At 73.2% G+C, this 14,376-nt stretch carries 12 protein-coding genes; 10 read left to right on the forward strand and 2 right to left on the reverse strand.

From position 1 onward, the window contains the following. Positions 1 to 62: 62 nt before the first annotated feature. From ACH4N1_RS15050 to rarD, 7 genes are all read left to right on the forward strand, one after another. Positions 63 to 1,328, forward strand: a complete 1,266-nt coding sequence (locus ACH4N1_RS15050; protein ID WP_398097329.1) for a sensor histidine kinase — start codon at positions 63 to 65, stop codon at positions 1,326 to 1,328. A gap of 177 nt (positions 1,329 to 1,505) precedes the next feature. After that, positions 1,506 to 2,939, forward strand: coding sequence for a sensor histidine kinase (locus ACH4N1_RS15055; RefSeq protein WP_398097330.1), 1,434 nt, complete (start codon positions 1,506 to 1,508; stop codon positions 2,937 to 2,939). A gap of 496 nt (positions 2,940 to 3,435) precedes the next feature. Then, positions 3,436 to 4,095, forward strand: a complete 660-nt coding sequence (locus ACH4N1_RS15060; protein WP_398097536.1) for a LuxR C-terminal-related transcriptional regulator — start codon at positions 3,436 to 3,438, stop codon at positions 4,093 to 4,095. A gap of 213 nt (positions 4,096 to 4,308) precedes the next feature. After that, entirely contained in the window at positions 4,309 to 6,255 is a 1,947-nt protein-coding gene (locus ACH4N1_RS15065) for a 2-oxoacid:acceptor oxidoreductase subunit alpha (protein WP_398097331.1), read from the forward strand. Then, positions 6,248 to 7,327: a 2-oxoacid:ferredoxin oxidoreductase subunit beta gene (locus ACH4N1_RS15070; protein ID WP_398097333.1), complete on the forward strand. Its 1,080-nt coding sequence runs from the start codon at positions 6,248 to 6,250 to the stop codon at positions 7,325 to 7,327. The genes ACH4N1_RS15065 and ACH4N1_RS15070 overlap by 8 nt, the downstream gene beginning before the upstream one ends. Before the next feature lie 290 nt (positions 7,328 to 7,617). Then, positions 7,618 to 8,472, forward strand: a complete 855-nt coding sequence (locus ACH4N1_RS15075) for an NAD(P)H-binding protein (protein ID WP_398097335.1) — start codon at positions 7,618 to 7,620, stop codon at positions 8,470 to 8,472. A 212-nt stretch (positions 8,473 to 8,684) separates the two neighbouring features. Beyond that, positions 8,685 to 9,695: an EamA family transporter RarD gene (rarD, locus tag ACH4N1_RS15080; protein ID WP_398097537.1), complete on the forward strand. Its 1,011-nt coding sequence runs from the start codon at positions 8,685 to 8,687 to the stop codon at positions 9,693 to 9,695. 108 nt (positions 9,696 to 9,803) lie between these two features. On the opposite strand, the gene ACH4N1_RS15085 is transcribed toward rarD, so the two are convergent. Beyond that, the gene (locus ACH4N1_RS15085; RefSeq protein ID WP_398097337.1) at positions 9,804 to 10,460 is read right to left on the reverse strand and encodes a CGNR zinc finger domain-containing protein; all 657 of its coding nucleotides are present in this window, start codon (positions 10,458 to 10,460) and stop codon (positions 9,804 to 9,806) included. A 21-nt stretch (positions 10,461 to 10,481) separates the two neighbouring features. Here ACH4N1_RS15085 and ACH4N1_RS15090 point away from each other — a divergent pair, with 21 nt between their 5' ends. Further along, positions 10,482 to 10,958: a VOC family protein gene (locus ACH4N1_RS15090; protein WP_398097339.1), complete on the forward strand. Its 477-nt coding sequence runs from the start codon at positions 10,482 to 10,484 to the stop codon at positions 10,956 to 10,958. A gap of 160 nt (positions 10,959 to 11,118) precedes the next feature. Then, the gene (locus ACH4N1_RS15095) at positions 11,119 to 12,072 is read left to right on the forward strand and encodes a M28 family metallopeptidase (RefSeq protein ID WP_398097340.1); all 954 of its coding nucleotides are present in this window, start codon (positions 11,119 to 11,121) and stop codon (positions 12,070 to 12,072) included. A 152-nt stretch (positions 12,073 to 12,224) separates the two neighbouring features. Here ACH4N1_RS15095 and ACH4N1_RS15100 read toward each other — a convergent pair whose 3' ends face one another. Then, a complete protein-coding gene (locus tag ACH4N1_RS15100; RefSeq protein WP_398097341.1) occupies positions 12,225 to 13,637 on the reverse strand; it encodes a tetratricopeptide repeat protein in 1,413 nt (470 codons plus the stop codon). 208 nt (positions 13,638 to 13,845) lie between these two features. Between ACH4N1_RS15100 and ACH4N1_RS15105 the strand changes: the two genes are divergently transcribed. After that, positions 13,846 to 14,367, forward strand: coding sequence for a hypothetical protein (locus ACH4N1_RS15105; protein ID WP_398097342.1), 522 nt, complete (start codon positions 13,846 to 13,848; stop codon positions 14,365 to 14,367). The last annotated feature ends 9 nt before the right edge of the window (positions 14,368 to 14,376 follow it).

Here is a 14,376-nt window from a genome sequence, read left to right on the forward strand (position 1 = left end):
CCAGGGACTCCCGGCGGCGAACTCCATGGCGCGGAGGCGCGTCGCGCGGCACGCTGACGGACATGACCGTATCCAAAGCCGCTTCCACGGCCGTGCGTCCGCGCGCCGTGCCCGTCGTGCCCGCCGTCGGCCCGGGTGCGCCGGGGCGCGACGAGCCGTTGCCGCGCGTCCGGTTCGCCTACGACCCGCAGACGTGGAAGGAGATCGTCCACCTTCTGACGAACCTCCCCCTGTCGGTCGTCGGCTTCGTCTACGTCATGACGGTGCTGTTCACCGGCGCCACGCTGACCCTCACGGTGGTCGGGCTGCCGCTGCTCGCGCTCGGCCTGCTGGGGGCGCGGCTGATGGGCCGGTTCGAGCGGGGCCGGGCGCGGATGCTGCTCGCGGTGCGGGTCGACGAGCCGAGCCCGCTGCCGCTGCGCCGGGCGGGCAACGTCTTCCAGGGCATGTGGCTGGTCCTGAAGGATCCGGTGGCCTGGCGGACGGTGCTGTACGACTTCATCCGGCTGCCCTGGGGGATCCTCACCTTCGCGGTGACGATGGTGTCGCTGTTCGTGCTGTGGCCGGTGCTGCCCTTCCTCGCACGGGGGCTGACCAACGCGGACCGGGCGATGGTGCGGGCCCTGCTGTGCCCCTCGGACGAACTGGAGCGGCGGATCGCCGAACTGGAGTCCGACCGGGGGATCGTGGTGGACACCGCCGCGGCCGACCTGCGGCGGATCGAGCGGGATCTGCACGACGGCGCGCAGGCGCGGCTGGTCAATCTGGCGATGGGGCTCGGCCTGGCCAAGGAGAAGCTGCTGGAGGACCCGGACGCGGCGTCGGTGATGGTCGAGGAGGCGCACGGCGAGGTGAAGCTCGCCCTCCAGGAGCTGCGGGACCTGGCGCGGGGGATCCATCCGGCCGTGCTGACCGACCGGGGGCTGGACGCGGCGCTGTCGTCGGTGGCCTCGCGGTGCACGGTGCCGGTGCAGGTGACGGCCGAACTGCCGGCGCGACCGGCGCCGGCCATCGAGGGCATCGCCTACTTCACCGTCTCCGAGCTGCTCCAGAACGTCAGCAAGCACAGCGGGGCGAGGTCGGCGTCCGTGGACGTGTGGCGGGTGGAGAACCGGCTGCTCATCCAGGTGTCCGACGACGGCCGGGGCGGTGCGCGGCTCGACGGCGGGTCGGGGATGCGGGGGCTGGCGGACCGGCTGGGCGCCGTGGACGGGCTGTTCATCGTGGACTCCCCGGTCGGGGGGCCCACGACCGTGACGGCGGAGTTGCCCTGGCGGGACCGGACGGAGCCGACGGGGCAGGCGGGGCCGGCGGAGCAGGCGGAGTAGGTGACCTCACCGCGGGGCTGCGCGGGCTGCGTGCCCCTGACCGCCCCTGAGGTCGGGGGTGGGGAAAACCCCCCTCCCGAGACGCCGACGGACTCCATGGTCCGCGGGGCCGCCGCCGAGGAGGGTGGAGGTAGGGGACGACACCTGCGGACGAGACGAGCGGAACGGACGACGCCGATGGCCACGCAGTACGGGCAGTACGGGGACTACCGGGACCACGAGGACCACTTGGGCCGCGGGGCCCCCGGGGCTCCCGAGAGCCCCGGGGACCGCTCGCGGCACGGGGGGACGCCCGGCGCCGGCGCCGGGGCCGGTGGGCGCCGGCGGCACCGGCTGCCGGCCGCGCTGCGGGCACCGGTCGAGGCGCGTGCCTGGCGGGAGTTCACCTACGTGCTGCTGAGCCTGCCGATCAGCATCGTGCTGTTCACCTTCGCGGTCACGATGCTGTCGGTGGGGGCAGGCCTGCTGGTGACGTTCCTCGGGGTTCCGGTACTGGCGGCGGGGCTGGCGGCGTGCCGTGGCCTCGGGGCGGTGGAGCGGGCGCGGGCGCGGGTGCTGCTCGGGCTGGACGTGGCCGCGCCGGAGCCGTTGCGGCCGCGGGGCCCGGGGGCGCTGGCCCGGATGGGCGCGGTGCTCAGGAGCGGCACGTCCTGGCGTCACGTCCTGTACGCGGTGCTGCACCTGCCGTGGGCGGTGTTCTCCTTCTGCGTCGCGGTCGTGTTCTGGGCGTACGGCTGGGCGACGCTGACGTATCCGCTGTGGTTCTGGCTCTTCCCGCTGTACGGCGGGCAGGGCGGCCTGCAGCTGTACGGCGACGAGGGGCACCGGGTGTACCTGGACAACCCGTTCGAGATCACCGTGACGGCGTTGGTGGGGCTGTTGTTCACGCTGGCCACGCCGTGGATCGTGCGGGCGCTGACGACGGTGGACCGGGTGATGGTGCACGGGCTGCTCGGGCCGTCGCGGCTGGCGTCGCGGGTGGTGGAACTGGAGTCCGACCGGGGGGTCGTGGTCGACACGGCGGCCGCCGACCTGCGGCGGATCGAGCGGGATCTGCACGACGGCGCGCAGGCGCGGCTGGTGGCGTTGGCGATGGGTCTGGGCCTCGCGAAGGAGAAGCTGCGGGAGGATCCGCAGGAGGCGGCGCGGATGGTGGACGAGGCGCACGGCGAGGTGAAGACGGCGTTGCAGGAGCTGCGGGACCTGGCTCGGGGGATCCACCCGGCCGTGCTGACCGACCGGGGGCTGGACGCGGCGCTGTCGTCGGTGGCCTCGCGGTGCACGGTGCCGGTGCGGGTGGAGGTGGACCTGGTGGAGCGGCCGGCCGCGGCGATCGAGGGGATCGCCTACTTCACGGTGTCCGAGCTTCTGCAGAACGTCAGCAAGCACAGCGGGGCGAGGTCGGCGTCCGTGGACGTGTGGCGGGCGGAGGACCGGCTGCTGGTGCAGGTGAGCGATGACGGCGTGGGTGGTGCGGATGCCTCCGGCGGGTCGGGGCTGGCAGGGTTGGCCGGGCGGCTCGACGCGGTGGACGGGATCCTGGTGGTGGACTCTCCGGTCGGCGGGCCCACACGGGTGACGGCGGAGCTGCCCTGGCGGGGCGGGGAGTAGGGGTTTCCCCTCCCCCGCCGGCCCTGCCCTTGCCCCCCGGGGGCTCCACCCCTTCCACCCCGCCGAGGGTCTGCCCTGAACCCCGGCGGGACTTCCCCCACCCTCCCCGAACCCCGTACGGCCCCCTCCCGAACCGAACCCCGTACGCCCCCTCCCGAACCCCGGTCGGGGCGGCACCCCCGGTCCGGTCGGGCGCTGGTGTCTCCACCAGCCGTTCGGGTCGGCTTCGGACTCGGACTCGGCCTCGGGCTCGGGCTCGGGCTCGGACTCGGGCTCGGACTCGGGCTCGGACTCGGGCTCGGACTCGGACTCGGACTCGGGCCGGAGGCAGGGGCGGGGCCGGCAGGCCTGTGGGCGCTCCCGGTCGGAGATTTCCCGTCGTCGTCGCCGGACTCACCCGGCGCGGGCCGATTGCTGGGATGCTGGGGCTGTTCCGCGGACGGACCGGTTTCGCGGGCGGGTTGTGGCTGGGGGGCCGAAGAGCGTGGAGGTCAGGGTGCGGGTGGTCATCGCCGAGGACTCGGTGCTGCTGCGGGAGGGGCTGACGCGATTGTTGACGGACCGGGGGCATGACGTGGTCGCCGGGGTCGGGGATGCCGAGGCGCTGGTGAAGACGGTCACCGAGCTGGATGCGGAGGGGGCGTTGCCGGACGTGGTCGTGGCCGACGTGCGGATGCCGCCGACGCACACCGACGAGGGGGTGCGGGCCGCCGTTCTGCTGCGCAGGTCGTATCCGGGGCTCGGGGTGCTGGTGCTGTCGCAGTACGTGGAGGAGAGGTACGCCACCGAACTGCTGGCCGGTTCCAGCCGCGGGGTGGGTTACCTGCTCAAGGACCGGGTGGCCGAGGTGCGGGAGTTCGTGGACGCGGTGGTGCGGGTGGCCGAGGGGGGCACGGCCCTGGACCCCGAGGTGGTCGCGCAGCTGCTCGGGCGCAGCCGTAAGCAGGACGTGCTGGCCGGGCTGACCCCGCGGGAGCGGGAGGTGCTGGGGCTGATGGCCGAGGGGCGGACGAACTCGGCGGTCGCCAGGCAGCTGGTGGTGAGCGACGGCGCGGTGGAGAAGCACGTCAGCAACATCTTCCTGAAGCTCGGGCTGTCCCCGAGCGACGGGGATCACCGGCGCGTTCTCGCGGTCCTCACCTATCTCAACTCCTGAGGACGGCGGAAGAGCGCTTTTTCTTCGTCGTGCCTTCTCGCACATGCCGGGCAGTCGGAAATCATGGCACGTCAGGGTGCCGGGCCGGCTCGGGGCGGTGACCGTCGTGCGAATGGCCGAGGAAGGCGACCCTTACAGACGTAGGGTTGATCCAGGGAGGGTCTGTGGGAAGGCCGCTCCCCCGGACAGCCGCCTCGAGGGAGGTCCAGTTCAGTGACCAGTCAGGTCAGCAGCCCAGCGGAACAGGCCGACGGCAGCGACGGAACGGACGCAGCCGTCGTGGGAGAGCAGCGCAAACCGGGCGGGACGAAGGACGTACGTCGTCTCGACCGGGTGATCATCAGGTTCGCGGGGGACTCCGGTGACGGCATGCAGCTCACCGGTGACCGGTTCACCTCGGAGACGGCGTCGTTCGGCAACGACCTGTCGACGCTGCCGAACTTCCCCGCCGAGATCCGGGCGCCCGCCGGCACCCTGCCCGGCGTGTCCTCGTTCCAGCTGCACTTCGCCGACCACGACATCCTCACGCCGGGTGACGCGCCGAACGTGCTGGTCGCGATGAATCCGGCGGCCCTGAAGGCGAACATCGGCGATGTGCCGCGCGGTGCGGAGATCATCGTCAACACGGACGAGTTCAGCAAACGGGCGATGCAGAAGGTGGGGTACGCGGCCTCGCCGCTGGAGGACGGGTCCCTCGACGGTTACCAGATCCACCCGGTCCCGCTGACCACACTGACCGTCGAGGCCCTCAAGGATTTCGACCTCACCCGAAAGGAGGCCGAGCGCAGCAAGAACATGTTCGCGCTCGGCCTCCTTTCGTGGATGTACCACCGGCCGACCGAGGGGACCGAGAGGTTCCTGAAGGCGAAGTTCGCGAAGAAGCCGGACATCGCGGCCGCCAACCTCGCGGCGTTCCGGGCGGGCTGGAACTTCGGCGAGACGACCGAGGACTTCGCGGTCAGCTACGAGGTCGCCCCGGCGGCGAAGGCGTTTCCCGTCGGCACCTACCGGAACATCTCCGGGAACCTGGCGCTGGCGTACGGGCTGATCGCCGCCTCCCGGCAGGCCGACCTCCCGCTGTTCCTCGGCTCGTACCCGATCACGCCGGCCTCGGACATCCTGCACGAGCTGAGCCGGCACAAGAACTTCGGCGTACGTACCTTCCAGGCCGAGGACGAGATCGCGGGCATCGGCGCGGCGCTGGGGGCCGCCTTCGGCGGGTCGCTGGCGGTGACCACGACCTCCGGTCCCGGGGTGGCGCTGAAGTCGGAGACCATCGGGCTCGCCGTGTCGCTCGAGCTGCCGCTGCTGGTCGTCGACATCCAGCGGGGCGGGCCGTCGACCGGTCTGCCGACCAAGACCGAGCAGGCGGACCTGCTGCAGGCGATGTTCGGGCGCAACGGGGAGGCCCCGCTCCCGATCGTCGCGCCCCGCACGCCCGCCGACTGTTTCGACGCCGCCCTGGAGGCGGCCCGGATCGCACTGACGTACCGCACGCCGGTGATGCTGCTGTCGGACGGCTACCTCGCCAACGGCTCCGAGCCCTGGCGGATCCCCGAGCTGGACGAGCTGCCGGACCTGGCGGTGCAGTTCGCGCAGGGCCCCAACCACACCCTAGAGGACGGCTCCGAGGTCTTCTGGCCCTACCTGCGGGATCCGCAGACCCTGGCACGGCCGTGGGCGGTGCCGGGCACGCCGGGGCTGGAGCACCGGATCGGCGGGATCGAGAAGCAGGACGGCACCGGCAACATCTCCTACGACCCGGCCAACCACGACTTCATGGTCCGCGTCCGGCAGGCCAAGATCGACGGCATCGACGTGCCGGACGTCGAGGTGGACGACCCGCACGGGGCGAGGACCCTGGTCCTGGGCTGGGGTTCCACCTACGGGCCGATCACCGCCGCCGTGCGGCGGCTGCGGGCGGCCGGGGAGGCGATCGCGCAGGCCCACCTGCGGCATCTCAACCCGTTCCCGAAGAACCTGGGCACGGTGCTGAAGGCGTACGACAAGGTCGTGGTCCCGGAGATGAACCTGGGCCAGCTCGCCACCCTGATCCGGGCGAGATACCTGGTCGACGCGCGCTCCTACAACCAGGTCAACGGCATGCCGTTCAAGGCGGAACAGCTCGCCTCGGCGCTCAAGGAGGCCATCGATGGCTGAGACGTCCACGGAAGGCGCGGGCACGATCGAGGCGCTCTCGCTCGTCCCCAAGGCCGAGGGCCGCCAGTCCATGAAGGACTTCAAGTCCGATCAGGAGGTCCGCTGGTGCCCCGGCTGCGGTGACTACGCGATCCTGGCCGCCGTCCAGGGCTTCATGCCGGAGCTGGGGCTGGCCAGGGAGAACATCGTGTTCGTCTCGGGCATCGGCTGCTCCTCGCGCTTCCCGTACTACCTGAACACCTACGGGATGCACTCGATCCACGGGCGGGCCCCGGCGATCGCGACCGGGCTCGCCACCAGCCGGCGCGACCTGAGCGTGTGGGTGGTGACCGGGGACGGGGACGCCCTGTCCATCGGCGGCAACCACCTCATCCACGCCCTGCGGCGCAATGTGAACCTGAAGATCCTGCTGTTCAACAACCGGATCTACGGGCTGACCAAGGGGCAGTACTCGCCCACCTCCGAGGTCGGCAAGATCACCAAGTCGACGCCGATGGGCTCGCTGGACGCGCCGTTCAACCCGGTGTCGCTGGCGCTCGGCGCGGAGGCGTCGTTCGTGGCGCGCACGATCGACTCCGACCGCAAGCACCTGACGGAGGTGCTGCGGCAGGCCGCCGCCCATCCGGGCACGGCGCTGGTGGAGATCTACCAGAACTGCAACATCTTCAACGACGGCGCCTTCGACGCGCTGAAGGACCGGGAGTCGGCCGAGGAGGCGGTGATCCGCCTCGAGCACGGGCAGCCGATCCGGTTCGGTGCCGACCGGTCCCGGGGGGTCGTGCGGGACCGTGCGACCGGCGATCTGAAGGTGGTGACGGTGACCGCGGAGAACGAGTCCGAGGTCCTGGTCCACGACGCGCGCGCCGCGTCCCCGACCACCGCGTTCGCGTTGTCCCGCCTCGCCGACCCGGACACCCTGCACCACACGCCGATCGGCGTGCTGCGCTCCGTCGAGCGGCCGGTCTACGACACCCAGATGTCCGACCAGCTCGACGCGGCCATCGACCGTCACGGCAAGGGGGATCTGGCGGCGCTGCTGGCGGGCGGGGACACCTGGACGGTCGTCGGCTGAGCGACGGCGACGCACCGCACGCGAGACACGCACCTTACGCACCGCACGCGACACACGCAGGCCCGGAACCGTCGCGGTTCCGGGCCTGCATGTTCACCCGTACGGATGCCGACGCTGCTCACCGCGGCCGTGCTCACCGCGCCCCTGCGGCAGCACCGCTCGGCCCCGTACCCGGCCGGCGCTGAAACTTACCTGAATGCCAGTACCTTACTTCAAAGTGGGTACTTTCTCTTGGTTAGCGCACGCCTTAGGGTTAGTTGCAGACCGCACCCCCCAAGGAGTTCTGCATCATGAGCATCGTCGTCACCGGAGCCACCGGACACCTCGGCCGTCACGTCGTGGAGCAGTTGCTGGAGAAGGTCCCCGCCGAGGGGATCACGGCCGTCGTGCGCGACAAGGCCAGGGCCGCCGACCTCGCCGGGCGCGGCGTGCGGCTCGCGGTCGCCGACTACAACGATCCCGGGACCTTCGACGGCCTGTTCGCCGCCGGCGACAAGGTCCTGCTGATCTCGGGCAACGAGTTCGACAAGGGCCGCCCGGCCCAGCACCAGGTCGTCATCGACGCCGCCGTGGCGGCGGGCGTCGCGCTGCTGGCGTACACGAGCGCGCCCGGCAGCCTGAGCGCCGCGCTGGCCGACGACCACCGCGCCACCGAGAAGGCACTGCTGGCCTCCGGTCTCCCCTACAGCCTGCTGCGCAACGGCTGGTACCACGAGAACTACACCGAGAACCTCGCCCCGGTGCTGGCGCACGACGCCGTCGTCGCCGCCGCCGGTGACGGCCGCGTCTCCTCCGCCTCACGCGCCGACTACGCCGCCGCCGCGGTCGCCGTACTGACCGGCGAGGGGCACGAGAACACGACGTACGAGCTGGGCGGCGACGAGGCGTGGAGCTTCGCCGAGTACGCGGCCGAGCTGAGCCGGCAGACCGGCAGGGAGATCGCCTACAACGCCGTGTCGACCGAGGCCCTGACCGGCATCCTGACCGGCGCCGGGCTGCCCGGGCCGTTCGCCGCGATCCTGGCCGGCGTGGACGCGTCCATCGAGAAGGGCGAGCTGGTCGTCACCACCGGCGACCTGTCCCGGCTGGCCGGCCGCCCGACCACCCCGCTGTCCGAGGCGATCGCCGCCGCGCTCAAGGGCTGACCCGCCGCGCCGGACACCCTCGTCTGTCACGACCGTATGGCGATACGGGCATGACAGACGGGGGTGTCCGGCGTTACCTTCGACCACGCGCGCCCGTCACGAGGCGGTGCGATCGCCAGAAGGAGGGGCCCGTGGCCGGGAAGACCAAGGCCGGGACGACCAAGGCCGGTGAGAGCCGGACAGGCCTGCTGAACGGTTTCGCCGCCTACGGGATGTGGGGGCTCGTTCCCCTCTTCTGGCCTCTGCTCAAGCCCGCCGGCGCGGGCGAGATCCTCGCCCACCGCATGGTGTGGTCCCTCGCCTTCGTCGCCGTCGCGCTGATCGTCGTACGGCGCTGGAAGTGGGCCGGTGAGCTGCTGCGCCAGCCGCGCCGGCTCGCGCTCGTCACCGTGGCCGCCGCCGTCATCACGGTGAACTGGGGCGTCTACATCTGGGCCGTGAACAGCGGCCACGTCGTCGAGGCCTCCCTCGGCTACTTCATCAACCCGCTGGTCACCATCGCGATGGGCGTCCTGCTCCTGAAGGAGCGGCTGCGGCCCGTGCAGTGGGTGGCGGTCGGTGTCGGCCTGGCCGCCGTCCTCGTGCTGACCGTCGGGTACGGCCGTCCGCCGTGGATCTCGCTCTGCCTCGCCTTCTCCTTCGCCGTCTACGGGCTGGTGAAGAAGAAGGTCAACCTCGGCGGGGTCGAGTCGCTGGCCGCCGAGACCGCGATCCAGTTCCTGCCGGCGCTCGGCTACCTGCTGTGGCTGTCGGCGCACGGCGGCTCCACCTTCACAGGCGAGGGTGTCGGGCACTCCGCGCTCCTCGCCTCCACCGGCATCGTCACCGCGCTCCCGCTGGTCTGCTTCGGCGCGGCGGCGATCCGGGTGCCGCTGTCCACGCTGGGCCTGTTGCAGTACATGGCGCCGGTCTTCCAGTTCCTGCTCGGCATCCTGTACTTCGGCGAGGCCATGCCGCCCGAGCGCTGGGCCGGCTTCGCGCTGGTCTGGCTGGCGCTGGTGCTGCTCACCGGGGACGCGTGGCGCACCTCGCGCCGGACGGCTCAGGCGCTCCGGGCGTCCCGGCTGCTCGCCGCCGAGGCCGGGGTGCCCGGCGTCGCCGTGCCGGGCGGCCCCGCCGCGACGGACGCCATCGCCGGCGCCGTACGGGAGGACGACACCGCGCGGTCCGAGGCCGCGGCCGCGGCCGAAGTGCCGGAGGCCTCCCCCGTCGCCAAGCCGTAGCCGGCGGTCGCCGCGGAGCGCCCGTCACCGCCGGGCCCCGGTCACCGTGGAGACCCGGCGGCCGGACGCGCCCGGCGGGGCCACCGGCGGGATCCGGCCGCAGGGCCCTCAGCCGAGCCGTCCGCGGGCCCGGTGCGCCCGCACCTTCTCGCGGTTGCCGCAGTGTTCCATCGCGCACCAGCGGCGGCGGCCGGGGCGGGAGGTGTCGACGAAGAGGAGTCGGCAGTCGTGCGCGCCGCACTCGCGGACGCGGTGCGCGTACGGGCCGGTGAAGAGGTCGATCGCGTCGCGGGCGACGGTCGAGAGCAGCTGGGTGCCGGTGGCTCCGGGGGCCCAGGCGAGGGTGCCGTCCGGGGTGAGGCGGGGGACGAGCGGGGCCTCGGCCGCGGCCGCGTTGAGGGCGTCCAGGTGCTCCGGCCGTTGCGGGCGGCCGTGGGCCCGGTCGGCCGTGAGGAGGAAGAGGGCGTCGCGCACGGCGCGCACCCGGCTCAGCTCCGCCTGCGAAACGGTGGGTTCCAGCCCTTCGGGCAGGCGGCTGCGGCCGGCCCAGGCGACGAGGTCGGCGGGTTCGTGCAGCACCTCGTAGCGGGCGAAGGCGCCGGGGCCGCCGGTGACCAGCAGTTCCAGGCAGAGGGCGCCCGGGTCGAAGCGGTAGGGCCGGCCGTCGTGCGAGACCAGGGTCAGGCCGGGGGACCGACCGGTCGGTGATCCGGGGCCACCCGGTGTTTCCGGATGCTCCGGCGTTTCCGTTGCCCGCGCGCTCATGTAACCAATATAACTGGTTACATGAGCGAGACACCCACAGCGGAACCCACTCCCGTCCACTGGAAGCTCGTCGTCGACTCCCTCGACCCGCACGCCCAGGCGGACTTCTGGGCCGCCGCGCTGCACTACGCGGTCGAGGACAACAGTGCGCTCGTCGAGCGCCTGCTGGGACTCGGGGCACTGCCCGGCGCGGCGACGGTGGAGCACCACGGCCGCCCGGCCTTCCGGGACCTGATCGCCGTACGGCATCCGGCGGACCCCTTCGACGCGGACTCCGGCACGGGGCTGGGGCGGCGGCTGCTGTTCCAGCGGGTGCCGGAGGAGAAGACGGTCAAGAACCGGCTCCACCTCGACCTGCACCCCGGCGCGGGGCGGCGGGAGGCGGAGGTCGAGCGGCTGACCGCGCTCGGGGCGAGCGTGCTGCGGGAGGTGGCGGAACCGTCCGGGGCGTGGGTGGTGATGGCGGACCCGGAGGGGAACGAGTTCTGCGTGCACTGAGCCGGAACGGCGGCGCCGGGGCCCGACAAGTGAACTCGCTGTCCTGATAGCACTCTTGACGGAGAGTTGGCCACAGCTTCACCATCCAGGCACCCCATTCACTGTGGGTTCCCTGTGGCCACCCCGCGGGGAACCCCTCTGGAACCCGGAGCCCCCCACCATGAAGCTCTCCGTTTCCGGGCGGGCGACGGCGACCGCCGTCGTCGCGGCCGCCTCGCTGCTCGCCACCGGATCCATAGCCGGCGCGGCCCCCGCCCCCGAGCCGGTCGCGATCGCCGCCGCGCCCGACATCCCGGTGGCGAACGTCAAGGCACACCTGAACCAGCTCCAGTCGATCGCCACCGCCAACGGCGGCAACCGCGCCCACGGCCGCACCGGCTACCGGGCCTCCCTCGACTACGTGAAGGCCAAGCTGGACGCCGCCGGATTCACCACCACGATCCAGCAGTTCACCGCGTCCAGCCGGGTCGGCTACAACCTGATCGCCGACTGGCCGGGCGGCGACACCAACCAGGTCGTCATGGCCGGCGCGCACCTCGACAGCGTCACCTCCGGCGCCGGCATCAACGACAACGGCACCGGCTCCTCGGCCGTCCTGGAGGCCGCCCTCACCGTCGCCCGCACCGGCTACCAGCCCACCAAGCACCTGAGATTCGCCTGGTGGGGCGCGGAGGAACTCGGCCTGGTCGGCTCCAAGTACTACGTCAACAGCCTGTCCTCCACGAACCGCGCCCGCATCAGCGGCTACCTCAACTTCGACATGATCGGCTCGCCGAATCCCGGCTACTTCGTCTACGACGACGACCCGGCCATCGAGAAGACCTTCAAGGACTACTTCGCGGGCATCGGCGTCGCCACGGAGATCGAGACCGAGGGCGACGGCCGCTCCGACCACGCGCCCTTCAAGAGCGCGGGCGTCCCGGTCGGCGGCCTGTTCACCGGGGCGAGCCGCACCAAGACGGCGGCGCAGGTGACCAAGTGGGGCGGTACGGCCGGGCAGGCCTTCGACCGCTGCTACCACTCCTCCTGCGACACCACCGCCAACGTCAACGACACGGCGCTCGACCGCAACGCGGACGCGCTCGCGTACGCGGTGTGGACCCTGTCGCAGTAGCGGTGCGGCTGCTGCCGCAGCAGGCGTGTGCCCCGTGGGTCCGGTGCCCCGGCCCCACGGGCTCGTCCCCGGCCCCACGGGCTCGTGCCCCGGCCCCGCAAGTCCGGGTCCGGGCCCTGACGGCCCGCCCCCCGGTCCTGCCGGCTCGTCCCCTAACCCTGCGGGCCCGCGCCCGCGTCGCGGGCCCGTCGGGCCAGCCGGGTCATCCGGGACCGGGCCGACTCCAACTCCTCGGCGTCGTCGGCGGCCGGACCCTCCTCGGTGGCCAACTCGGTCCACAAGCCGAGGAGTTCGGTGCCCAGGTTGAGGCCCTGGAAGGGGTCGCGCACGGCACGCCAGGCCGTCGCCGCGCTCTGCACGTTGCCGTACGCGGCCTCCGCGTCCCGGTGGCGGCGGTGGATGCCGGCCAGGTCGAGCGAGAGGTGGAAGGAGCGGACCGGGTCACCGGCCAGGTAGGCGATGTACGCGGCGAGTTCGCGCAGCCGGAGCACCTCGGGGTGCTCGGGTCCCAGCGTCGCCGAGGCCTCGGTCACGGTCCGCTCCGCGAGCGCCGCGGCCGTGTCCGTGCGTCCCGCCCGCACGGCCTCGTTGATCCGCGCCATCGGTTCGCCGAGCAGGGCGGGCGCGCCGTCGGCGCCGGGGAGCGAGCGCGGGTCGTCCCCGAGCACGGCCTCCGCCACGGCGTCGAAGCCGCGGGCGGGGGTCGGCCTGGGCTCGGGATCGGGCTCGAACCCCCGGGCCGCCTCGGGGTCGAGGAGCGGCACGGGGTCGGTTGCCGGGCGCGGCACGGCGTCGGAAACCGGGCCCGGCACGGCGTCGGGGGCCAGGCGCGGCACGGCGTCGGGGGCCGGATCCGGGATCGGGTCGGAGGCCGGGGACGGCTGGGAGGCCTGGACCGGCTCCGGAACCTGAACCGCGTGCGGAGCCGGGACCGGGACCGGCCGGGAGTCCTGGACCGGCTGCGAGCCCCGGTGCGGCTGCGCTTCCTGGACCGGCTCCGGTGCGGGACCGGGGCGGGCGTCCCGCGGGGTACGGTCCATCACCGGTGGTGGGCCGAAGACGCCCGTCGGGGCGGCTGCCGCGCCCGGGACCTCGTCCCGCGGCTCCGCCGCCGGCTCGCGGCGCAGGAAGCGCGTGGGCCGGTCCGGTCCGGTGGGTGTCCGCCCCTCGGCGGGCGGCGCCGGCGGGGTGAGCGGGGTCGGCGGGGTGAGGACCTCGGTGGGCCGGGCCGACGGCCGGTCGTCCGGCTCCCTCGGCGGGGGCACCCGTAGGGGCTCGCCCGCGAAATGGCTGGAACCGTCCGGCTCGACGCGCAGCGGGACGACGTAGCCGATGCGCTCGTCGTGGACCGTGGCGAGCACCGGGTGCCCGGTGGCGAGGGCGATGCGGTGGAGGTGGCCGAGAACGGCCTGCTGGAGTTCCTGCCCGTCGGCGGCGACGACGGGGACGCCGCCGATGTCCGCCGGCCCGCCCCCCGGGACGCGCACGTCGAGCGGCGCCACCGCGACGGCCGGCCCCTCGTCGTACTGCTGTGCCCGCTTCTTCTCGCGGCTGAGTCGAGACATCGGTTCCTCACCCTGACACGTCGCCGTACACGTACGTTGTGCTCATCACCCGTGCACTCGGACGTACACGTACTGTTGAGTCTCTCCGGCCGTGCCCGTCCGCACGTCACCGCGGCGTCACAGCCTCGTTCCAAGGACCCGCGGCCACGGGGGTCCGGCGGTGGTCCGGCCGCGCGGCGGGCGGTGGCGACGACGAGGGGGTGCGGGCATGCGGACGACGGACGGGCGGCGGCCGGGACCGGAGATCTGGATCCGCGGTCCGGTGCCCGCGCCGCAGCCGCCGCCGTGGCCGTACGGCGCGGCGGCCGGACCCCGTCGCTTCTCCTGGCTCGGCACGCACGGCGGGGCGGGTGCCTCCACGCTCGCCGCGGTCTACGGCGGCCACGACTGCGGACGTGACTGGCCCGGTCCGCACGACCCGCCGTCCGTGCTGCTCGTGGCCCGGACCCACGCGGCCGGACTGGAGTCGGTGCTGCGGGCCCTGGAGGTCTTCCGGCGCGGGCAGGCGCCGCCGGGCCTCGACCTGGACGCGGTCGTGCTGGTCGCGGACGCGCCCGGCCGGCTGCCGCGCCCGCTGGCGCAGCGGGTGCGGCTGATCGAGTCGGCCGTCGACGTGTACCGGGTGCCGTGGGTCCAGGACTGGCGCCTGGGTGACCTGTCGGGCCCTCCGCCCCGCGAGACGGAACCCCTGATCCGCCTCACGGGCACGGCCGTCCGGCGGACGCGCTGAGCGCGGATC

This window comes from Streptomyces sp. NPDC017202, from assembly GCF_044331705.1.
GTDB lineage: Bacteria > Actinomycetota > Actinomycetes > Streptomycetales > Streptomycetaceae > Streptomyces.